This window comes from Chitinimonas arctica, assembly GCF_007431345.1.
In the GTDB taxonomy this organism is placed as follows: Bacteria; Pseudomonadota; Gammaproteobacteria; order Burkholderiales; family Chitinimonadaceae; genus Chitinimonas; species Chitinimonas arctica.
On sequence record NZ_CP041730.1, the window covers coordinates 3056525 to 3077021 of the forward strand.

Sequence of the window (20497 nt, forward strand, 5' to 3'; positions counted from 1 at the left end):
CATGAAGCCGTCTATTGCCCTGCAAGCCCATCGCGACGACATCCGCCGCGTCGTCGCGGCGCATCGAGGCTGCAATGTCCGCGTATTCGGTTCGGTTGCCCACGGCGCCGATACCGAAGCCAGCGATCTTGATCTCTTGATCGATCCAACGCCAGAAACCACCCTGTTCGACATCGGCGCCATCCGCCATGAGCTGCGCAAGTTGCTTGGCGTGCCGGTGGACGTGCTGACGCCCAAGGCGCTGCCAGACAAATTCCGCGACACGGTGCTAGCCGAGGCCATTCCGGTATGAGCCGCGACACCCAGCGCCTGGCCGACTATCTGAATCACGTCTTGCAAGCCATCGCGCGTATCCAGCGCTACACCGAAGCTGCTACCTGCAGGGTCTTCCTGGAGAACGAAATGGTGCAGGATGCGGTAATCCGTAATTTCGAGATCATTGGCGAGGCCTGCCGGAACATCGAACGCCACTATCCCGACTTCGCCGCCGACCATCCGGAAGTGCCATGGGCGTTTGCCTATGAAATGCGCAACGCCTTGGCGCACGGCTACTTCAAGGTTGATCTGGAAATCGTCTGGAAGACCATCCAAAATGATCTCCCTGGCTTGGAATGCCAAGTAGAGGCGCTGGCCGCTGCGCTAGCTTAAGTTATTGTATTTATTGGCTTGCTCTGGCCGGGGCTAAGAATCTTTAAGGAATTTTGCAAAAGGGTGTTGACGCACGGTGCGGCTAACCGTATAGTTCGCCTCCTGCTGCTGACGCAGACAAATAAACGAAGCGAAACACTCGATGTTAGCCAAGTTAGTCTGAACAAGCAAACGCTCTTTAACAAGATACAACCGATAAGCGTAGGCACTTGGCTTTAGGCTAAAGGCTTACGAGATTTGACGGCTTAGGCTGTTGAATCAAGCAATGCCAGTTTTGTTTCAAAAACAGAGATTGAACTCAAGAGTTTGATCCTGGCTCAGATTGAACGCTGGCGGCATGCTTTACACATGCAAGTCGAACGGATTTGAGGGGCTTGCTCCTCAAGTTAGTGGCGAACGGGTGAGTAATGCATCGGAACGTACCGTGTAGTGGGGGATAACTATCCGAAAGGATAGCTAATACCGCATACGATCTACGGATGAAAGCGGGGGCTCGCAAGACCTCGCGCTATACGAGCGGCCGATGTCGGATTAGCTAGTTGGTGGGGTAAAGGCTCACCAAGGCAACGATCCGTAGCGGGTCTGAGAGGATGATCCGCCACACTGGGACTGAGACACGGCCCAGACTCCTACGGGAGGCAGCAGTGGGGAATTTTGGACAATGGACGAAAGTCTGATCCAGCCATGCCGCGTGAGTGAAGAAGGCCTTCGGGTTGTAAAGCTCTTTTGTCCGGGAGCAAATCCTGCCTGCTAATACTAGGTGGGGATGAGAGTACCGGAAGAATAAGGACCGGCTAACTACGTGCCAGCAGCCGCGGTAATACGTAGGGTCCAAGCGTTAATCGGAATTACTGGGCGTAAAGGGTGCGCAGGTGGTTGTGCAAGCCAGATGTGAAATCCCCGGGCTTAACCTGGGAACTGCATTTGGGACTGCACGGCTAGAGTGTGGCAGAGGGGGGTGGAATTCCGCGTGTAGCAGTGAAATGCGTAGAGATGCGGAGGAACACCAATGGCGAAGGCAACCCCCTGGGTTAACACTGACACTCATGCACGAAAGCGTGGGGAGCAAACAGGATTAGATACCCTGGTAGTCCACGCCCTAAACGATGTCTACTAGTTGTTGGAGCAGCAATGCTTTAGTAACGCAGCTAACGCGTGAAGTAGACCGCCTGGGGAGTACGATCGCAAGATTAAAACTCAAAGGAATTGACGGGGGCCCGCACAAGCGGTGGATGATGTGGATTAATTCGATGCAACGCGAAAAACCTTACCTACCCTTGACATGTAACGAACCTCGCAGAGACGTGAGGGTGCCCGAAAGGGAGCGTTAACACAGGTGCTGCATGGCTGTCGTCAGCTCGTGTCGTGAGATGTTGGGTTAAGTCCCGCAACGAGCGCAACCCTTGTCCTTAGTTGCTACCATTCAGTTGAGCACTTTAAGGAGACTGCCGGTGACAAACCGGAGGAAGGTGGGGATGACGTCAAGTCCTCATGGCCCTTATGGGTAGGGCTTCACACGTCATACAATGGTCGGTACAGAGGGTCGCTAACCCGCGAGGGGGTGCCAATCTCAGAAAGCCGATCGTAGTCCGGATTGTAGTCTGCAACTCGACTACATGAAGTCGGAATCGCTAGTAATCGCGGATCAGCATGTCGCGGTGAATACGTTCCCGGGCCTTGTACACACCGCCCGTCACACCATGGGAGTGGGTTCTACCAGAAGTTGCTAGGCTAACCTTCGGGAGGCCGGTTACCACGGTAGGGTTCATGACTGGGGTGAAGTCGTAACAAGGTAGCCGTAGGGGAACCTGCGGCTGGATCACCTCCTTTCTAGAGAAAGGCCGACAGGCCAAGTGTCTACACTTATCGGTTGTGTGTTGAGAAGTACGGAGTGCTGTTCGGGGAACCGGACAGAGACTTCAAAGAGAAAGCTGGGTCAGTAGCTCAGTCGGTTAGAGCACCGTCTTGATAAGGCGGGGGTCATAGGTTCGATTCCTATCTGACCCACCAGTCGTTATAGGGGGTTTAGCTCAGCTGGGAGAGCACCTGCTTTGCAAGCAGGGGGTCGTCGGTTCGATCCCGTCAACCTCCACCATTCTTTTTGAAGGTAAGGAAACAAACAACAGCGAATTCGAGCATCCTGGGTAGGTAGAGGAGGGTTTGAGTTTCTTGTTGCTTGGCTTCTTTAGCCAATCTGTACTTTGCTCTTTAACAAGATAGAAGAAGTAATCAATGTAGTTCTAGTAAAGAACTGCAATGGGTTGATTGTATCGAAACTGGATTCATGACTAGTCGCATGGATCCGGGCAAACGCAAAAGACCGATAACCAGGCATTTTTGGTTATAGGATCAAGCGAATAAGTGCATCTGGTGGATGCCTTGGCGATGATAGGCGATGAAGGACGTGTAAGCCTGCGAAAAGCTTCGGGGAGCTGGCAATTGAGCTTTGATCCGGAGATGTCCGAATGGGGAAACCCACCCGCAAGGGTATCCCAGCCTGAATACATAGGGCTGTGGAGGCGAACTCGGCGAACTGAAACATCTAAGTAGCCGAAGGAAAAGAAATCAACCGAGATTCCGTAAGTAGTGGCGAGCGAACGCGGAAGAGCCTGTACGTGATAATTCAATGCTTAGTAGAACGGAATGGAAAGTCCGGCCATAGTGGGTGATAGCCCCGTATACGAAAAGCACTGGGTGGTACTAAGCGTACGACAAGTAGGGCGGGACACGAGAAATCCTGTCTGAAGATGGGGGGACCATCCTCCAAGGCTAAATACTCATCATCGACCGATAGTGAACCAGTACCGTGAGGGAAAGGCGAAAAGAACCCCGGGAGGGGAGTGAAATAGATCCTGAAACCGGATGCATACAAACAGTGGGAGCGGACTTGTTCCGTGACTGCGTACCTTTTGTATAATGGGTCAGCGACTTACATTCAGTAGCGAGCTTAACCGAGTAGGGGAGGCGTAGCGAAAGCGAGTCCGAATAGGGCGTTCAGTTGCTGGGTGTAGACCCGAAACCAAGTGATCTATCCATGGCCAGGTTGAAGGTGCGGTAACACGCACTGGAGGACCGAACCCACTAGTGTTGCAAAACTAGGGGATGAGCTGTGGATAGGGGTGAAAGGCTAAACAAACTTGGAAATAGCTGGTTCTCCTCGAAAACTATTTAGGTAGTGCCTCATGTATCACTGACGGGGGTAGAGCACTGTTATGGCTAGGGGGTCATCGAGACTTACCAAACCATGGCAAACTCCGAATACCGTCAAGTGCGAGCATGGGAGACAGACATCGGGTGCTAACGTCCGGTGTCGAAAGGGAAACAACCCAGACCCTCAGCTAAGGTCCCAAATGATCAGTTAAGTGGAAAACGAAGTGGGAAGGCATAGACAGCCAGGATGTTGGCTTAGAAGCAGCCATCATTTAAAGAAAGCGTAATAGCTCACTGGTCGAGTCGTCCTGCGCGGAAGATGTAACGGGGCTCAAACTGATAACCGAAGCTAGGGATATGTACTTTGTACATATGGTAGAGGAGCGTTCCGTAGGTCTGTGAAGGTGGCTTGTGAAGGCTGCTGGAGATATCGGAAGTGCGAATGCTGACATGAGTAGCGATAAACAGGGTGAAATTCCTTGTCACCGAAAACCCAAGGTTTCCTGCGCAACGTTCATCGGCGCAGGGTGAGTCGGCCCCTAAGGCGAGGCAGAAATGCGTAGTCGATGGGAAACGGTTTAATATTACCGTACCTTATTGCAATGCGATGCGGGGACGGAGAAAGCTAGGCCAGCCGGGTGTTGGATGTCCCGGTTTAAGCGTGTAGGCGTACTCTCTAGGCAAATCCGGAGAGATTAGCTGAGGCGTGATGACGAGCGAATTTATTCGCGAAGTGGTTGATGCTCTGCTTCCAGGAAAAGCCGCTAAGCTTCAGTTGCAATAAGACCGTACCGCAAACCGACACAGGTGGGTAGGATGAGAATTCTAAGGTGCTTGAGAGAACTCGGGTGAAGGAACTCGGCAAATTGACACCGTAACTTCGGGAGAAGGTGTGCCCCGGTAGTGTGTAGCGACTTGCTCGCGAAGCACGATGGGGTTGCAGTGAAAAGGTGGCTGCGACTGTTTATTAAAAACACAGCACTGTGCCAACACGAAAGTGGACGTATACGGTGTGACGCCTGCCCGGTGCCGGAAGGTTAATTGATGGGGTGCAAGCTCTTGATCGAAGCCCCGGTAAACGGCGGCCGTAACTATAACGGTCCTAAGGTAGCGAAATTCCTTGTCGGGTAAGTTCCGACCCGCACGAATGGCGTAACGATGGCCACACTGTCTCCACCCGAGACTCAGCGAAGTTGAAATGTTTGTGAAGATGCAATCTCCCCGCTGCTAGACGGAAAGACCCCGTGCACCTTTACTGTAGCTTTGCATTGGACTTTGAACAGACTTGTGTAGGATAGCTGGGAGGCTTTGAAGCGGGGACGCTAGTTCTCGTGGAGCCGACGTTGAAATACCAGCCTGGTGTGTTTGAGGTTCTAACCTAGGTCCCTAATCGGGATCGGGGACCGTGCATGGTAGGCAGTTTGACTGGGGCGGTCTCCTCCCAAAGTGTAACGGAGGAGCTCGAAGGTATCCTAGGTACGGTCGGAAATCGTACTGATAGTGCAATGGCATAAGGATGCTTGACTGCGAGACTGACAAGTCGAGCAGGTGCGAAAGCAGGACATAGTGATCCGGTGGTTCTGTATGGAAGGGCCATCGCTCAACGGATAAAAGGTACGCCGGGGATAACAGGCTGATTCCTCCCAAGAGTTCACATCGACGGGGAGTTTGGCACCTCGATGTCGGCTCATCACATCCTGGGGCTGTAGCCGGTCCCAAGGGTATGGCTGTTCGCCATTTAAAGTGGTACGTGAGCTGGGTTTAAAACGTCGTGAGACAGTTTGGTCCCTATCTGCAGTGGGCGTTGGAAGTTTGAAGGGGGCTGCTCCTAGTACGAGAGGACCGGAGTGGACGAACCTCTGGTGTACCGGTTATGACGCCAGTCGTATCGCCGGGTAGCTAAGTTCGGAAGAGATAACCGCTGAAAGCATCTAAGCGGGAAACTTGCCTTAAGATGAGACTTCCCTAGGAACTTGATTCCTCTGAAGGGTCGTTCAAGACCAGGACGTTGATAGGTCAGGTGTGGAAGCGCAGTAATGCGTTAAGCTAACTGATACTAATTGCCCGTGAGGCTTGATCCTATAACCCAAGATGCCTGAGCATCGGGTTTGCGGGTACAACCAACCCAAAAGATTACTTCTTCTATCGAATGGTTTGCGACGCTTAAGTGCGAAGCGAGCCACAGAAATGCTAGAACGATGTGCAAACACATTGTTCGCCCCAGTTTTGCTTGGCGGCAATAGCGCGTTGGACCCACGCCTTCCCATCTCGAACAGGACCGTGAAACGACGTTGCGCCGATGATAGTGCGGACTACCCGTGTGAAAGTAGGTCACCGCCAGGCTACCCATAGAAAACCCCGAACTTGATGAGTTCGGGGTTTTTGCTTTGGGCGGCGCCCAAAGTTTGATTGCGGTGCGGACTCTTGAGAAGATGGCGCGATATAGAAAGCGCGCTTACCTAACCTTGGAGACACCATGTCGTATCTACTACTTATCGTCGAACCGCTGGGACAGCGCGCCGAGCGGCCCGAAGGGGAAGGTGCCCAGGCTTACCGGCGTATGTTGGACTATACCGCCGATCTCAAGGCACGCGGCGTATTGCTGGGCAGCAACTCGCTGACCTCCAGCGAACACGGGGTACGGGTCCAGCGCAGAGAGGGACGTCAGGCGCTGTTGGACGGCCCATTCGCCGAGGCCAAGGAAATGGTGGGCGGCTACTTCCTGCTCGATTGTGCCACGCGTGAAGAAGCCATCGCCTTAGCCGCCGAATGCCCGGCGGCCGAGTGGTGTACGGTCGAGGTCCGCGAGACAGGCCCCTGTTTCGAGTAGCCCCGCCGGGCCCGCAGAACGGCCATCGAAAATAATTTCAAAATAATCGCTCTTGCCTGTCGATCCGGTCTCGTCTCGTTCGTCGTGTAGATAGAAGCCCACCTTTTGGCGCTTCCTTCAACCACAGAGCAGGAGAGAGCGATGCGATTCATGATTATCGTGAAGGCCAATGCCGATACCGAAGCCGGCGTCATGCCCGATGAGCAGCTGCTGGGCGCAATGGTGGACTACCACGAAGCCTTGGCCAAAGCCGGCGTATTGCTCGATGCTACCGGGCTCAAGCCCAGTTCGGCAGGCTGGCGGGTCCGCTACGACAAAGGCGAGCGGACCATCATCGACGGTCCTTTCGCCGAGACCAAGGAGCTGATCGCCGGCTATACCTTGATACAGGTGCGATCCCGCGAAGAAGCGATGGAGTGGGTGCGGCGTTTTCCCGCGCCACATGGCAAGCAAGCGAGTGGCGAGATCGAAGTCCGCCAGCTGTTCGAACTGGATGACTTTACGCCAGGCGAATCCATAGCGCGTTTCCGTGAATTGGATGCCCAGCTGTAGACCCACCACCTATCCTGGAGGAATCATCATGCTCAGCCTTATTCTGCTTGCACTCGCCATCGCCCTGCTCCTGCTGCTGATCCATGCAGCCAGACGACCCGACACCTTCCGGATCGAACGCAGCACCCGCATCCAGGCCGCACCCGAGCGGGTCTTTGCCCTGATCAACGACCTGCACGGCTTCAACAGCTGGAACCCTTTCGAAAAGAAGGACCCGGCGATCAAAGGCGAGTATGGCGCCATCACCAGCGGCCCCGGTGCCGTCTATGCCTGGGAGAGCCAGAAGGTGGGCGTGGGCCGGATGACCATCGTCGACACGGTGCCCGAATCCAGGGTCATCATGAAGCTCGATTTTTTCAAACCCTTTGTCGCTAATAATATGGCCGAATTCAACTTGCGGGCCGATCGCGACGGCACCCAGGTCAGTTGGGCCATGCACGGGCCGACGCCATTTATCTCCAAGCTGATGCAGGTGTTCTTCAGCATGGACAAGATGGTAGGGAAGGATTTCGATGACGGCCTGGCCAATCTCAAGACCTTGCTGGAGCGCCACTAACCATTTCTTTGCAATATGACGAGGAATGACAGCCATGCATAAGCAGATCTATCTCAATATCGCAGTAGCCGATCTCGACCGTTCCAAAGCCTTTTTCAAGCAGATCGGCTTTGATTTCGAGCCGAAATTCAGCAATGAGCAAGGCGCCTGCATGATCGTAGGCGACAATATTTTCACCATGCTGCTGACCAGGCCTTTCTTTCAAACCTTTACAGGCAAGCCGCTGAACGACGCCCGCGAGACGACGGAAGTCCTGATCTGCCTCTCCTGCGATAGCCGGGCCGAGGTGGACGAACTGGTCGCCAAAGCCATTGCCGCCGGTGGCGCTGCGCCACGTAAACCACAAGACTACGGCTTTATGTACAGTCATGGCTTCGAAGACCTGGACGGGCATATCTGGGAATTGGCCTATATGGACCCGAACGCGGATTGCCCGGCATGATGAATGCAAGCCAGGCAGCGACGCACCAGGCGATCGAAGCGACCTGGCGGCTCGAATCCGCCAAGGTCATCGCCTGCGTCGCTCGCCTGGTGCGTGATATCGGCTTGGCGGAGGAACTGGCACAGGATGCATTGGTGGCGGCACTGGAGCATTGGCCGATCGAAGGTGTGCCTATCAACCCCGCGGCCTGGTTGATGACCACCGCCAAACACCGCGCCCTCGATCGTTTGCGGCAAGACGTCTTGCATGCCCGCAAACAAGAGGAGCTAGGGCGGGATCTGGATGCATTGGAGGCCCACTTGGTACCGGACTTTGTCGATGCACTGGATGCCGCCAGGGTAGATGACATCGGCGACGACCTGCTCAGGCTGATCTTCACTGCTTGTCATCCGGTGTTGTCCACCGAGGCGCGGGTCGCACTGACGCTACGTCTGCTGGGCGGTTTGAGTACCGAGGAAATCGCCCGCGCGTTCCTGTTGCCGGAAGCCACCATTGCCCAACGCATCGTCCGAGCCAAGCGCACCCTGACCGCCGCCAAGGTACCGTTCGAAGTACCGCAGGCCGATGCACGTGCGCCCAGGCTGGCCTCGGTACTTGAAGTCATCTACCTTATCTTCAATGAAGGGTATGCCGCCACGGCCGGCGACGACTGGATGCGCCCGGCCTTATGTGAGGAAGCACTGCGCCTGGGTCGTATCCTGGCGGAACTGAGTCCGCACGAAAGCGAAGTACACGGGCTGGTGGCCTTGATGGAAATCCAGGCTTCACGTAGTCACGCCCGGGTCGATGCGCAAGGCCAACCAGTGCTATTGTTGGAACAGGATCGTCGTCGCTGGGACCGGCTACTTATCCGCCGCGGCTTGAGCGCATTGGCGAAAGCGCAGTCGCTCGGCGGTGCAAGCGGCCCCTATACCTTGCAAGCCGCCCTATCGGCCTGCCATGCCCGGGCCCAGACGGCGGCGGATACCGACTGGTTCCAGATCGTGGCGCTTTATGATGCACTGACGCAGGTCGCGCCCTCTCCCGTGGTGGAGCTGAATCGTGCGGTCGCGGTCGGCATGGCCTTTGGGCCGGCCGCCGGCTTGGAGATAGTCGACACACTGATTGCGCACCCTGCCCTGGCGAACTACCACTGGTTGCCCAGCGTGCGGGGCGATCTACTGGCCAAGCTTGGACAGATGGAAGCGGCACGGGCGTCGTTCAAGCAGGCTGCCGGGATGACGCGCAACGGGCGGGAGCGGGCATTGTTGCTGGCGCGGGCGGCAGACGTGGGGGCGTAGTGTCGACCTGGGACGGCAGATCTTGTTTCGCCCTGTCATCAAATCAGCGATTTGCTTGCGTATGCTGAGCGCACCATCCTGGCGGGAGAAGATCATGCTGTATCCGGAACTGTTTGCGTCGCTGGAAAAAGCACGTTGGAGCATGAAGGACGATATTCCCTGGGACGCCTTCGAGCCCGCCCGGCTCACTGACGAACAAGCCCAGACAATTCGGCTGAACGCCATTACCGAGTGGTCGGCTTTACCCGCGACCGAAATGTTCTTGCGCGACAACCGGGACGACAGCGATTTCTCCGCCTTTATGTCGGTCTGGTTCTACGAGGAGCAGAAGCACTCCCTGGTACTGATGGAATATCTGCGTCGTTTCCGGCCGGCACTGCTGCCGACCGAGGCGGAGCTGCATGCCGTCCGATTCGAATTCGATCCCGCTCCTCCCCTGGAAACGTTGATGCTGCATTTTTGCGGCGAGCTGAGGCTCACCCAATGGTATCGGCAGGCATCGGACTGGCATAGCGAACCGGTGATCAAGCATATCTACAAGACCATCTCCCAAGATGAGGCCAGGCATGGGGGGGCCTATCTGAAGTATATGAAGCGGGCGATCGAGCGGCTCGGCGACGAGGCGCGCTATGCCTTTGCCAAGATCGGTGTGCTGATGGCCGCCAGCGGCAAATCCGGTAAGCCCATGCATCCGACCAATCTGCACGTCAACCAATCGCTCTATCCGCTAGATACCATACAAAGCCGGCTACCCGATCCGGATTGGCTGGCACATTGGCTGGACGAGCAAATTCATTTCGACAAGGCGTGCGAGGCGCGGGTGATTGGCGGTATCCTGCGCAATCTAGCCAGTCTATTCGACCGTACTTTCGATACCCCTTCCCAACTCAATCTCTACCGTAAGGAATTGCAGCGTCGGATCGCTGCCACCACGCACGTGGCGGATGGTCTCGCCGCCGCATAGGCGCCATGAACCCGTATCTCCCCGCTGATTTTGAAGACAAGCTCTGCGCACCGGAACATTTGGCCGAACGTTTGGCACGGCTTCCCCGGCCCTTGGTGTTTACCAACGGCTGTTTCGATATCCTGCACCGCGGCCATGTGACCTATCTGGCGCAAGCCCGGGCCTTGGGCGCCAGCATGGTGGTGGCGGTCAATACCGATGCCTCGGTCAGGCGCTTGGGCAAGGGTGATGACCGGCCCATCAATCCCACCGAGAATCGTGCTGCCGTCCTGGCGGCCTTGGCGGCGGTGGATCTGGTGACCTGGTTCGATGCCGATACCCCCCTGGAACTGATACTTGCCATCGCGCCCGACCGTTTGGTGAAAGGCGGGGATTGGACCGCCGACAAGATCGTCGGTAGCCGCGAAGTGCTGGCACGGGGCGGCCAGGTGCATTCCATCCCCTTTCAATTCGACACCTCGACGACCGCGACCCTGCGCAAGATTCGCGCTGCACAATAAGGGCCGCCATGACTGTGACGCATCACCCCACCCCGCTCTACGACCTTATCGAGGAATTTCAACGGCAGGGGCTAAGCGAGCCCTATCTGCTGACGCAAGTGGTCGTGATTCTGTTGAGTGCCCTGGCGGCCTGGGTGTTCAGCCGGGCGCTCCGCCCCAAGGTACGCCGAGCCGGCGCCGCCAATTGGAAAGTCAGTTCAGAAGGCGTGGCCAGGCTGCTTTACCCGCTGATTTTCTGGGTGAGCGTGGAGATAGGCACGGTGTTTTGGCGCGGTGAACATAGCGTCACCCTATTGAGGCTGTTTTCAAGCTTGCTATCGGTCCTGGTACTGGTGCGTGCACTGGCTTATCTATTGCAAGCGGTGTTTGTCCAGTCGGAGTGGGTAAAGCGGGCCATCAAGGTCCTGGCCTGGATGGTTTGGCTGGTATTTGCCCTGCATATTACCGGTGCACTGCCGGAAATCGAGGCTGGCTTGATAGGCATCAAGTTCCGGCTAGGGAAGCAGGACATCAACTTGCTGATGGTGATCAATGGCGTCATATCGGTTGCCGTGACCGTACTGCTCGCCATGTGGCTGGGCCGCTTGACCGAACAGCGGGTGATGGCCGCCACCTCCCTGGACTTAAGCCTGCGCGTGGTGGTCACCAAGGTACTGCGCACTATTCTGGTGCTTATGGGCATATTGATTGCTCTGCCCTTGGTAGGGATAGACCTGACCGTGCTGTCGGTTTTCGGCGGCGCGCTGGGCGTGGGCCTGGGATTCGGATTGCAGAAGGTGGCCAGCAACTATGTATCGGGATTTATTATTCTGCTCGATGGGTCCATCCGCATCGGCGATATCGTTGTGATCGACAATCGGCAGGGTACGATCTCCAGCATCACCTCGCGCTATGTGCTGCTGCAGCTGGGCGATGGTACCGAAGCCATCATCCCCAACGAAACCTTGATCACCTCCACGGTGCTGAATCTGTCGCACTCGAATAAGCTGATCCGGGTGGTGATGCCCTTTCTGGTGGCCTACGGAGCCAACCTGGACTTGGTCAGCAGCTTGCTGCTGGCCGCCGCAGCCGAGGAAGAGCGGATATTGAAGGATCCCGCGCCGGCATTTTTCCTGAAACAGTTTGGCGACAAGGGCATCGAGTTGGAACTGGCCTTCTGGATCGGTGATCCGGATCAAGGTACCGGCTCCTTGCGATCGACCTTGAACATGCAGATCTGGCGCGCCTTCAGTCAGCATGGGATAGAAATCCCCAACCCGCGCCAGGAAATACATTTGCATTACGATAAGGCTGAGTCGGGTATTGAAGTGTCATCTTCGAGCACGCGCTAGGCAATTGAAAAGGCGTAAAATTGTTTTTTTGTAGTCCGTCACAAGGGAATTGCAATGCTTCATTGGCTAAATGGCCTGGTTGAACTGCCGTGGTGGGGGTATATCCTCGTTGCGCTGGGCCTGACCCACATCACCATCGCTTCGGTAACCATTTTCCTGCACCGGCATCAGGCGCATCGGTCCCTGGATCTGCATCCGATCCCCAGCCATTTCTTCCGCTTCTGGCTGTGGCTGACGACCGGCATGATCACCAAGGAGTGGGCTGCCGTCCATCGTAAGCACCATGCCCGTTGCGAGACGCCGGATGATCCGCATAGCCCGCAAACACGCGGTATCAAGAAGGTCTTGCTGGAAGGCTCGGAGCTCTACCGTGTCGAGTCGAAGAATAGCGAGACCCTGGCGAACTTCGGTCACGGCACGCCGGACGATTGGCTGGAACGCCATGTCTATACCAAGCGCAGCATGTGGGGCGTGATCGCCATGGCGATCATCAATATGCTGCTGTTCGGACCGAACGGTATCTGGATCTGGGCCGTGCAGATGATCTGGATTCCCATCACCGCCGCCGGCATCATCAACGGCATCGGCCATTTCTGGGGCTATCGCAATTTCGAAAACGAAGATGCTTCGCGCAATATCGTGCCGTGGGGCATCCTGATCGGCGGCGAGGAACTGCACAACAATCACCATACCTTCGGGACATCGGCCAAGCTGTCCAACAAGCCATGGGAATTCGATATCGGCTGGTTGTATATCCGTACCCTGGAAGTGCTGGGAATGGCCAAGGTGAAGCGGGTCGCGCCGGCGGTAAAGGTGGTCGCACCCAAGCCGCAAGCCGATCTGGAAACCTTGCAGGCGGTGATTGCCAATCGTTATGAGATTGCCGCTGTCTATGCCCGCCAGCTGAAAGCCACCGTGGCGCTGGAAATCGAACAATTGCGCGAACGTGCCCCGCATATGCCGCAATTCCAGTTCAATCCCAAGCGCGCCATGAAGCGCTGGCTGAAGCAGGATCGCAAGGACACGCCAACGGAAGATCAAGCCAAGCTGGATGCGCTGTTGGCCGAATCCAAGGTATTGCATACGGTTTACAATATGCGCCAGGAGTTGACGGCGCTGTGGGAACGCTCCTCCAGCTCCAAGGAACAACTGCTCAAGCAACTGCAGGATTGGTGCGCGCGCGCCGAAGCCAGTGGTATCGAAGCACTGCGCGAGTTCTCCTTGCGCTTGCGGGGCGTAGCCCTGGCATAATTGCCCTCTTGTCCAGCCGGGGCGGTCCTGTGGCCGCCCCGTTGCGTTTGTCATCCAAGGAAGAACTATGTCTATTCAGCGTTACCACGTGGGACCCCGACTGTCCGAGATCGTCGTCCACAACAATACGGTCTACCTGGCCGGCCAAGTGGCGGAAGCGACCCTGAAGCTGGGTGTCAAGGCGCAGACCGAAGAAACGCTGGGCATGATAGACCGGCTGCTTGGCGAAGTAGGCAGCGACAAGACCAAGATCCTCACGGCGCAGATCTGGCTGGCCGATATGGCCGACTACGACGGCATGAACGAAGCCTGGTCGGCCTGGGTACCGCAAGGCCACACGCCTGCTCGCGCCACGGTGGAATCGAAGCTGGCTTCGCCCGACTACAAGGTCGAGATCAAGATCGTCGCTGCGCTGTAAAGCACGGCTACCCCATCAATCGGCCCCCGTTTCGCATCGTGTGAAGCGGGGGCCGTGTTTTTCACACTATGCTGTAGCTCATGGAAACCACCTCCTTTATCTCCGCCACCGTCCTGCTGATCCTGGTGACCGATCCGCTGGGCAATATTCCGCTGTTTGTCGGACTGCTGCGCCAGGTCGATCCGGCCAGGCGGCGGCGCATCATCATCCGCGAAGTGTTCCTGGCTTACTCGCTGCTGTTGTTCTTCCTGTTTTTTGGCCAGCGTGTCCTGGATGTGATGCATCTGAGCGAAACCTCGCTGGGTATCGCCGGCGGCGTGATCCTGTTCCTGATCTCGCTGAAAATGATCTTTCCCCACCCGGAAGGCGCCTTCGCCCACCAGGTCAAAGGCGAGCCCTTCCTGGTGCCGCTGGCCATACCCTTTATTGCCGGGCCGTCGGCCATCGCGACCGTGCTGCTGATGGTGTCCCGCGACCCCGATAGGATCGTCGAGTGGATAGGCGCCTTGACGGTGGCCATGCTGGTCTCCGCCGTCGTACTGGGCTTTGCCGAGAAGATCGCGGAATTCCTCGGTGAGCAGGTCACCATGGCCTTCGAACGGCTGATGGGACTGATATTGACCGCCATCGCCATCGAAATGCTGTTGGGAGGCATCCAGGCCTTTGTGCTGCAGATACGTAATGCTCCCCCCTTATAATTCACCTTTTACCGCATTCCTGGAGTTCCTATGACGCTTGATGACATGAAAAAGGCGGCCGCACGCGCCGCCATCGCCTTTGTACCCGACAACTGCGTCGTCGGCGTCGGCACCGGCTCCACCGCCAACCACTTCATCGACGCGCTGGCCGAGATCAAGGGCCGTATCGAGGGCGCGGTAGCCAGTTCCGAAGCATCCGCCGCGCGGCTCAAATCGCATGGCATCGCGGTGTTCGATCTGAATGCCGTGGATCGGCTGCCCATCTATGTGGACGGCGCCGACGAAATCAATCGGCACCTGCATGCGGTCAAGGGCGGCGGGGCTGCGTTGACACGGGAAAAGATCGTGGCGGCGGTGGCGGAACAATTCATCTGCATCGCGGACGAAAGCAAGCTGGTGGATATTTTGGGCAAGTTTCCCCTGCCGGTGGAAGTGATCCCGATGGCGCGTAGCCATGTCGCACGGGAGCTGGTGCAGCTCGGCGGCCGGCCGGTCTACCGCGAGGGCGTGGTGACCGACAACGGCAATATCATCCTGGATGTGCACGGCCTGGCCATTGCCGAACCGGGCAAGCTGGAGGGCGAGATCAATCAGATCGTCGGCGTGGTGACCAATGGCTTGTTCGCCCGCCGCCGTGCCGATGTACTGCTGCTTGGTGGCAGCAGTGGCGTACAGACGATTCGATAGGCACCATCCCGCCGGCCCTTGTCACAGAAATTTCTTTTGGCTCGGACGGGCGGGCATGCCAAGCTAGGATCGCGCCCTTTTTTTCGGCGCAAGTGTGGTTGCTTCGCGGCCGCGTAGTTGAATATGTCTCAGCCTCCCCCTGTACGAGGGGAGGGGTCGTTTATATCCGAGGGAATTGCACGATGTCCGAACATATTTCGAAGCAGTTCGATGTTGAGCTGGAAACCGCGCGCGGCAAGATCCTGGCCATGGCGGGCCTGGTGGAGGAACAGTTTCGCGATGCCATGAAAGCGCTGGAGGCGGGCGATGTCGAGCTGATCGACAAGGTGATAGAGACCGAAAACCAGGTCAATGGCATGCATGTCGAAATCGACGACGACTGCATGCATATCATCGCGCGCCGGCAACCGGCCGCCAGCGATCTGCGCATGGTGTTGACCGTCATCAAGGTGGTCAATGATCTGGAACGCATCGGCGACAAGGCCTGCAAGATTTCCCGGCGCGCCAAGCAGATCTATGAAGGCGGGCGCATCAATGTGCCGCGCATGTCCGATCTGACTTACCAGTCCAATATCGCCCTGACCATGTTGCGCACGGCGCTGGACGGTTTCGCCCGGCTCGATCCGACCGTGGCCGGCCTGGTGGCGCGGGAAGATATCAAGCTGGACGAGGAGTTCAAGGCCATTCAGCGGCAGCTGATCACGTATATGATGGAAGATCCGCGCACCATCAGCCTGGCGCTGGAAATCATCGAGATCGCCAAGGCGATCGAGCGGGTGGGCGACCACGCCAAGAATATCGCCGAATATGTCGTTTACCTGGTCAAGGGTATCGATGTGAGGCATAGCCCGGTAGAAGAAATCGAGAAGCAGGCACGGTAGTCGTACCACCAATGCACGTAACGGCTGCGTTGGGCGAGCAAACAGAAGAATTGTCGTGGTTTCGTGACGTTTAATGCGTGCAGAAGCCCCGCGCGTGTGCGTGGGGCTTGTTTTTTGTGTCCGCCCTTCGGACAATCCGCCCATTCCTGCCGACCGAGAACCTGAATGAGCCCCCCGCATACCATCGCCGCCGTCGATCTCGGTTCCAATAGCTTCCGTTTACAGGTCGCCCGAGTCGTTGACGACCAGATTTATCCCCTTGATGCGCTGAAGGACACGGTGCGCTTTGCCGCCGCCCTGGACGACCACGGCAAGCTCGACGAGAAGGGCCAGACACGCGCCTTGGCCGCCCTGGCCCGTTTCGGCGAGCGCCTCCGCGGCATGCCGCGCGAGCATGTGCGGGTGGTGGCGACCAATACCTTGCGCGTCGCCAAGAACGCGGGGGATTTCCTGCCGCGCGCGGAAGCGGCGCTGGGCTTTCCGATCGAAGTGATCGCCGGCCGTGAAGAAGCGCGCCTGATCTATATCGGCGCGGCGCATAGCCTGCCGGCCAGCAAGGAAAAGCGGTTGGTGGTGGATATCGGTGGCGGTTCCACCGAATTTATCGTCGGCCAGCATTTCAAGCCGCTGAAGACCGAGAGTCTGCTGATGGGTTGTGTCAGCTACAGCCTGAAGTTCTTTCCCGACGGCAAGCTGACGCGGCAAGCTTTTCGCGATGCGGAGCTGGCGGCGCGTAGCGAGTTGCAGGCCATCGTGCAGGAATTCAACCGCGAGCATTGGCAGTTGGCCATCGGCACGTCCGGCACTGCCCGGTCCTTGAGCGATATCCTGGAGTTGAACCGCTTGTCGGCGCGCGGCGTCACGCAGGTCGGCATGGAGCAATTGCGCGAAATCATGCTGCGGGCCGGCCATATCGATGCCGTGCAGCTGAATGGATTGCGCGCCGACCGTCGGCCGGTATTGCCCGGCGGCTTTGCCATCATGGCCGCCGTATTCGCCGAGCTGGGCGTGGAACATATGGGGATCACGCTGGGTGCCCTGCGGGATGGCGTACTGTACGACCTGATCGGCCGCCATCACCAGCGCGATCTGCGCGAGGTGACGGTGACCCAGTTCAAGCGCCGCTATCACGTGGATATGCAGCAGCAGACGCGGGTAGCCAAGCTGGCGGAGCACTTCTATCGGCAATTGGCCGCCAGCATGGCGATCGATCCAGAACTGGACCTGTCCTTGCTGCTATGGGCCGCCAAGCTGCACGAGATCGGCTTGTCGATTTCCCATTCCAGTTATCACAAGCACTCCGCCTATATCCTGCAACACGCCGATATGCCGGGTTTTTCCAGCCATGAACAGTCGCGCTTGGCCTTGCTGGTATTGGGTCACAAGGGTGGACTGAAGAAACTGGGCAGCGGCCATGCCGCCGACCGGTGGGCGCGTGTGCTGTCGCTGCGCCTGGCGGTGCTGTGTTGCCGTAGCCGGATCGATCGCGATTCTCCCCCTATCCAACTGAAAGCAACCGTGACCGGTTTCAGCCTGGACGCCCCGGATGACTGGCTGGCGGTCAATCCACTTACCCACACCGCTTTGCTGCAGGAAGCGGAGGAGTGGCGCAATATCGGCCAGTCGCTGCAACTGTCCGCCAATTTCCAGCATTGGGCGTAGCCCCGCGTCAGCTGTTCCCCATCTTCTGCTGCGCCGCACAATTCACACTGGCTTTTTGCTGAAAATCCTTTAAAATCCGCGCCCTTGCGTATCCCGCCTCTCCGGTGGGATACGACTGCCTGACCGCTGCGCCTCTTACCCGAGGCAAGGCGGCAGCTACTTGGGTTCGGCGCCACAAGCGTCGGCCTGCCTGAAATCCCTCTACCCGAGGTTGTGCCATGCTTCGCCGTTTGCTGCCCTCCGCAGCTGCCATGCCCTATGTCCTGCTGGTTTTCGCCGCCCTGTGCTGGGCCGGCAACTTTATCCTTGCCCGTGCCATGCACGCGGATATCCCCCCCGTCACCCTGGCCTTCGGCCGCTGGCTGGTGGCCATGCTGGTACTCTTGCCGATTGCCTGGCCCCGCATCCGCGCCCAGAAGGCCCGCCTGCTGAAATCCTGGAAGCGTCTGCTTTGGCTGGCCGGCTATGGCATCGCCGTTTCGAACACCCTGATCTATATCGGCCTGCACCATACCCATGCGACCAATGCGGTACTGTTCAATGCGCTGATTCCGCTGATGGTCATGCTGTTGAGCTGGATGGTCTGGCGCAAGCCGCTGGCCGGGCGGGAGTGGACCGGGATGGGCGCCTCCCTGCTGGGCGTGCTGCTGATCGTCTGCCATGGCGATATCGCTCGCCTGTTCGGGCTCGAGCTCAATGGCGGCGATGCGCTGGTGGTTGCCGGGCTTGCCAGCTGGTCGGCCTACACCGTCCTGCTGCGCGGCCTGCCAGACGGCCTGGATCGCTTTGCGGTGCTCTGGCTGACCATTGCCCTGGGTCTCTTGATGCTGTTGCCTTTCTTCGCCTGGGAGGTCGCGCACGTCGGCTTGCCGGCCGTCAATCAAGACAATCTGCTCAGCATCCTCTACCTGGGGATCTTCCCTTCGGTGATTGCGCTGACCGCCTATATGCGCGCCGTGGCCAGCCTGGGACCGACGCGGGCGGCCGGCTTCCTGCACCTGATTCCCGCCTTCGGCGCGGTCGGCGCGGGCATTTTCCTGAACGAGCAACTTGCGCTGTACCACGTGCTGGGACTGGCGATCATTTTTGCGGGCCTATATTGGGCGCAAGGCCAAAGTCAAGCGCAGCCGGGTGCGACTGTGGCGCAAAAACCTCTATCTAGGTAATTAAATGAAAAGATTGAAAAAAATAACTGTGTTATGAGCGCTTGCTTCGTAGAATCCGCCGCTTCTTATATATAAGTGGCACAAATACGATGATCAGCGTCTTTCAATCATTGTTTGGCATGACCTGCTTGCTCGCGCTCGGCTATGCTTTTTCGGCCGACAGGCGCGCCATCAGTTGGCGCTTGGTCGGCTTCGGGGTTCTCCTACAGGTGGTGCTGTGTCTGCTGGTCAGTCATGTCCCGGCCGTGAAGGAGGGTTTCCGGTCGGTCAGCATGAGCTTTGTCACCTTGCTGAGCTTTGCCCGTGAAGGTTCCAAATTCGTCTTCGGCGAGGACTTGGCGTCACCGAATGGCAAGTTGGGATTTATCTTTGTTTTCAACGTATTGCCGATTGTCATCTTCTTTTCGGCATTTACGGCCTTGCTCTATCACTTTGGCATTCTGCAGAAGATCGTGGTGGTCTTCGCCTGGGTCATGAAGCGCACCATGCGCTTGACCGGCCCGGAGAGCCTGGCGGTGGCCGGCAATATCTTCCTTGGCCAGACCGAGGCGCCACTGTTGGTGAAGCCTTTCATCAAGAACATGAGCCGGTCCGAGTTGATGACCATGATGACCGGCGGACTGGCGCATCTATCCGGTTCGGTCCTGGCTGCCTATGTGACCTTCCTCGGCGGTGCCGATCCAGAGCAGCAGGCCCGCTTTGCCTCCTATCTGCTGCTGTCCTCGGTCATGAATGCGCCAGCCGCCATCCTGTTCGCCAAGATGCTGCTGCCGCAGACCGAGATCGATCCCAAGGGCAAGGAAAAATTCGAGTACGACCACGGCCACCATGGCAATTTCATCAATGCCATTGTGCAGGGCACCATCGATGGCGTCCGTCTCGCGGTCATCATCGCCGCCATCCTGGTGGCCTTCGTTTCGCTGATCGCCATGTTCAACCACTTGCTGCTGCATGTAGTCGGCAACTGGTGGGGCATCAATGAGCTGATCCGCAGCTCCACCAATGGCGCATTCGACGGCCTGTCCATGCAATACATTTTCGGCCAGGGCTTCCGCGTGATCGCCTGGGCGATCGGGGTGGACTGGAAAGAGACGCTGCATGTGGGTTCGCTGCTGGGCCAGAAGATCGTGATCAACGAATTCGTCGCCTACCTCGACCTGACGCGTATGCAGGCGGCCGGCTTGCTGTCTGAACGCGCCATCGTGATCTCTACCTTCGCGCTGGCTTCGTTCGCCAACTTCTCCTCGGTAGGCATCTGCGTAGCCGGCATCGGTTCGATGGCGCCGAACCAGCAGGGGAACTTGGCGGCCATCGGCATGCGCGCCTTGTTCGCGGCCATCCTGGCCGGTCTATGCACCGCTTGCGTGGCGAATATCTTCCTGTACTCGAATTAAGATGGCATGACCAAAGACCAGGTGGATATCCACCTGTCTTTGTTACCGTCACCGGCATGACGAGAATTTGATTTGTTTTCCGGCTGC

Annotated in this window: 18 protein-coding genes, 2 tRNA genes and 3 rRNA genes; all 23 read left to right on the forward strand. The window is 57.5% G+C overall.

The annotated features are described in order from the left end of the window. The first annotated feature begins 1 nt into the window (after position 1). On the forward strand, positions 2-292 hold the full coding sequence (locus FNU76_RS13775; RefSeq protein WP_144278738.1) for a nucleotidyltransferase family protein: 291 nt from the start codon (positions 2-4) through the stop codon (positions 290-292). After that, on the forward strand, positions 289-648 hold the full coding sequence (locus tag FNU76_RS13780; protein WP_144278739.1) for a HepT-like ribonuclease domain-containing protein: 360 nt from the start codon (positions 289-291) through the stop codon (positions 646-648). Before FNU76_RS13775 ends, FNU76_RS13780 begins: the two co-directional genes overlap by 4 nt. 294 nt (positions 649-942) lie before the next feature. Beyond that, positions 943-2478, forward strand: a 16S ribosomal RNA gene (locus FNU76_RS13785). 103 nt (positions 2479-2581) lie between these two features. Continuing rightward, a tRNA-Ile gene (locus FNU76_RS13790) sits at positions 2582-2658 on the forward strand. 9 nt (positions 2659-2667) lie between these two features. Beyond that, positions 2668-2743, forward strand: a tRNA-Ala gene (locus FNU76_RS13795). Positions 2744-2995: 252 nt separating this feature from the next. After that, positions 2996-5879 (forward strand): 23S ribosomal RNA (locus tag FNU76_RS13800). A 148-nt stretch (positions 5880-6027) separates the two neighbouring features. Then, positions 6028-6141: ribosomal RNA gene (gene rrf / locus FNU76_RS13805) — 5S ribosomal RNA — on the forward strand. The 16S, 23S and 5S rRNA genes sit together here with 2 tRNA genes alongside, the layout of an rRNA operon. Before the next feature lie 133 nt (positions 6142-6274). Further along, positions 6275-6628: a YciI family protein gene (locus FNU76_RS13810; RefSeq protein ID WP_144278740.1), complete on the forward strand. Its 354-nt coding sequence runs from the start codon at positions 6275-6277 to the stop codon at positions 6626-6628. Positions 6629-6769: 141 nt separating this feature from the next. Continuing rightward, the gene (locus tag FNU76_RS13815) at positions 6770-7180 is read left to right on the forward strand and encodes a YciI family protein (RefSeq protein ID WP_144278741.1); all 411 of its coding nucleotides are present in this window, start codon (positions 6770-6772) and stop codon (positions 7178-7180) included. Positions 7181-7208: 28 nt separating this feature from the next. Then, on the forward strand, positions 7209-7736 hold the full coding sequence (locus tag FNU76_RS13820; RefSeq protein ID WP_144278742.1) for an SRPBCC family protein: 528 nt from the start codon (positions 7209-7211) through the stop codon (positions 7734-7736). Between the two features lie 34 nt (positions 7737-7770). After that, positions 7771-8178, forward strand: a complete 408-nt coding sequence (locus tag FNU76_RS13825) for a VOC family protein (protein WP_144278743.1) — start codon at positions 7771-7773, stop codon at positions 8176-8178. Next, complete coding sequence (locus FNU76_RS13830; protein WP_144278744.1) at positions 8175-9458, forward strand: RNA polymerase sigma factor; 1284 nt, start codon at positions 8175-8177, stop codon at positions 9456-9458. Before FNU76_RS13825 ends, FNU76_RS13830 begins: the two co-directional genes overlap by 4 nt. Before the next feature lie 94 nt (positions 9459-9552). Further along, positions 9553-10422 carry a ferritin family protein gene (locus FNU76_RS13835; protein WP_144278745.1) on the forward strand — a complete coding sequence of 290 codons (870 nt, stop codon included), beginning with the start codon at positions 9553-9555 and terminating at the stop codon, positions 10420-10422. Positions 10423-10427: 5 nt separating this feature from the next. Then, a complete protein-coding gene (rfaE2, locus tag FNU76_RS13840) occupies positions 10428-10922 on the forward strand; it encodes a D-glycero-beta-D-manno-heptose 1-phosphate adenylyltransferase (RefSeq protein ID WP_144278746.1) in 495 nt (164 codons plus the stop codon). Between the two features lie 8 nt (positions 10923-10930). Beyond that, complete coding sequence (locus FNU76_RS13845; protein ID WP_144278747.1) at positions 10931-12253, forward strand: mechanosensitive ion channel family protein; 1323 nt, start codon at positions 10931-10933, stop codon at positions 12251-12253. Between the two features lie 54 nt (positions 12254-12307). Beyond that, a complete protein-coding gene (locus FNU76_RS13850) occupies positions 12308-13504 on the forward strand; it encodes a DesA family fatty acid desaturase (RefSeq protein ID WP_144278748.1) in 1197 nt (398 codons plus the stop codon). Between the two features lie 67 nt (positions 13505-13571). After that, a complete protein-coding gene (locus FNU76_RS13855; RefSeq protein WP_144278749.1) occupies positions 13572-13922 on the forward strand; it encodes a RidA family protein in 351 nt (116 codons plus the stop codon). An 80-nt stretch (positions 13923-14002) separates the two neighbouring features. Beyond that, complete coding sequence (locus tag FNU76_RS13860) at positions 14003-14620, forward strand: MarC family protein (protein ID WP_144278750.1); 618 nt, start codon at positions 14003-14005, stop codon at positions 14618-14620. A gap of 30 nt (positions 14621-14650) precedes the next feature. Continuing rightward, positions 14651-15307 carry a ribose-5-phosphate isomerase RpiA gene (gene rpiA / locus FNU76_RS13865; RefSeq protein WP_144278751.1) on the forward strand — a complete coding sequence of 219 codons (657 nt, stop codon included), beginning with the start codon at positions 14651-14653 and terminating at the stop codon, positions 15305-15307. A 182-nt stretch (positions 15308-15489) separates the two neighbouring features. Next, positions 15490-16188, forward strand: coding sequence for a phosphate signaling complex protein PhoU (gene phoU / locus FNU76_RS13870; protein ID WP_144278752.1), 699 nt, complete (start codon positions 15490-15492; stop codon positions 16186-16188). A 165-nt stretch (positions 16189-16353) separates the two neighbouring features. Continuing rightward, entirely contained in the window at positions 16354-17850 is a 1497-nt protein-coding gene (gene ppx / locus FNU76_RS13875) for an exopolyphosphatase (protein ID WP_144278753.1), read from the forward strand. Positions 17851-18068: 218 nt separating this feature from the next. Further along, on the forward strand, positions 18069-19016 hold the full coding sequence (locus FNU76_RS13880) for a DMT family transporter (RefSeq protein WP_144278754.1): 948 nt from the start codon (positions 18069-18071) through the stop codon (positions 19014-19016). 119 nt (positions 19017-19135) lie between these two features. Beyond that, positions 19136-20410 carry a NupC/NupG family nucleoside CNT transporter gene (locus FNU76_RS13885; protein ID WP_223879018.1) on the forward strand — a complete coding sequence of 425 codons (1275 nt, stop codon included), beginning with the start codon at positions 19136-19138 and terminating at the stop codon, positions 20408-20410. Positions 20411-20497: the final 87 nt, after the last annotated feature.

Coding starts and splice junctions, on each gene's coding strand:
- ppx (WP_144278753.1), top strand. CDS start 16,354: ATGAGCCCCCCGCATACCATCGCCGCCGTCGATCTCGGTTCCAATAGC.
- FNU76_RS13855 (WP_144278749.1), top strand. CDS start 13,572: ATGTCTATTCAGCGTTACCACGTGGGACCCCGACTGTCCGAGATCGTC.
- FNU76_RS13775 (WP_144278738.1), top strand. CDS start 2: ATGAAGCCGTCTATTGCCCTGCAAGCCCATCGCGACGACATCCGCCGC.
- FNU76_RS13880 (WP_144278754.1), top strand. CDS start 18,069: ATGCTTCGCCGTTTGCTGCCCTCCGCAGCTGCCATGCCCTATGTCCTG.
- FNU76_RS13830 (WP_144278744.1), top strand. CDS start 8,175: ATGATGAATGCAAGCCAGGCAGCGACGCACCAGGCGATCGAAGCGACC.
- FNU76_RS13850 (WP_144278748.1), top strand. CDS start 12,308: ATGCTTCATTGGCTAAATGGCCTGGTTGAACTGCCGTGGTGGGGGTAT.
- phoU (WP_144278752.1), top strand. CDS start 15,490: ATGTCCGAACATATTTCGAAGCAGTTCGATGTTGAGCTGGAAACCGCG.
- FNU76_RS13835 (WP_144278745.1), top strand. CDS start 9,553: ATGCTGTATCCGGAACTGTTTGCGTCGCTGGAAAAAGCACGTTGGAGC.
- rfaE2 (WP_144278746.1), top strand. CDS start 10,428: ATGAACCCGTATCTCCCCGCTGATTTTGAAGACAAGCTCTGCGCACCG.
- FNU76_RS13825 (WP_144278743.1), top strand. CDS start 7,771: ATGCATAAGCAGATCTATCTCAATATCGCAGTAGCCGATCTCGACCGT.
- FNU76_RS13810 (WP_144278740.1), top strand. CDS start 6,275: ATGTCGTATCTACTACTTATCGTCGAACCGCTGGGACAGCGCGCCGAG.
- FNU76_RS13815 (WP_144278741.1), top strand. CDS start 6,770: ATGCGATTCATGATTATCGTGAAGGCCAATGCCGATACCGAAGCCGGC.
- FNU76_RS13845 (WP_144278747.1), top strand. CDS start 10,931: ATGACTGTGACGCATCACCCCACCCCGCTCTACGACCTTATCGAGGAA.
- FNU76_RS13885 (WP_223879018.1), top strand. CDS start 19,136: ATGACCTGCTTGCTCGCGCTCGGCTATGCTTTTTCGGCCGACAGGCGC.
- FNU76_RS13860 (WP_144278750.1), top strand. CDS start 14,003: ATGGAAACCACCTCCTTTATCTCCGCCACCGTCCTGCTGATCCTGGTG.
- rpiA (WP_144278751.1), top strand. CDS start 14,651: ATGACGCTTGATGACATGAAAAAGGCGGCCGCACGCGCCGCCATCGCC.
- FNU76_RS13780 (WP_144278739.1), top strand. CDS start 289: ATGAGCCGCGACACCCAGCGCCTGGCCGACTATCTGAATCACGTCTTG.
- FNU76_RS13820 (WP_144278742.1), top strand. CDS start 7,209: ATGCTCAGCCTTATTCTGCTTGCACTCGCCATCGCCCTGCTCCTGCTG.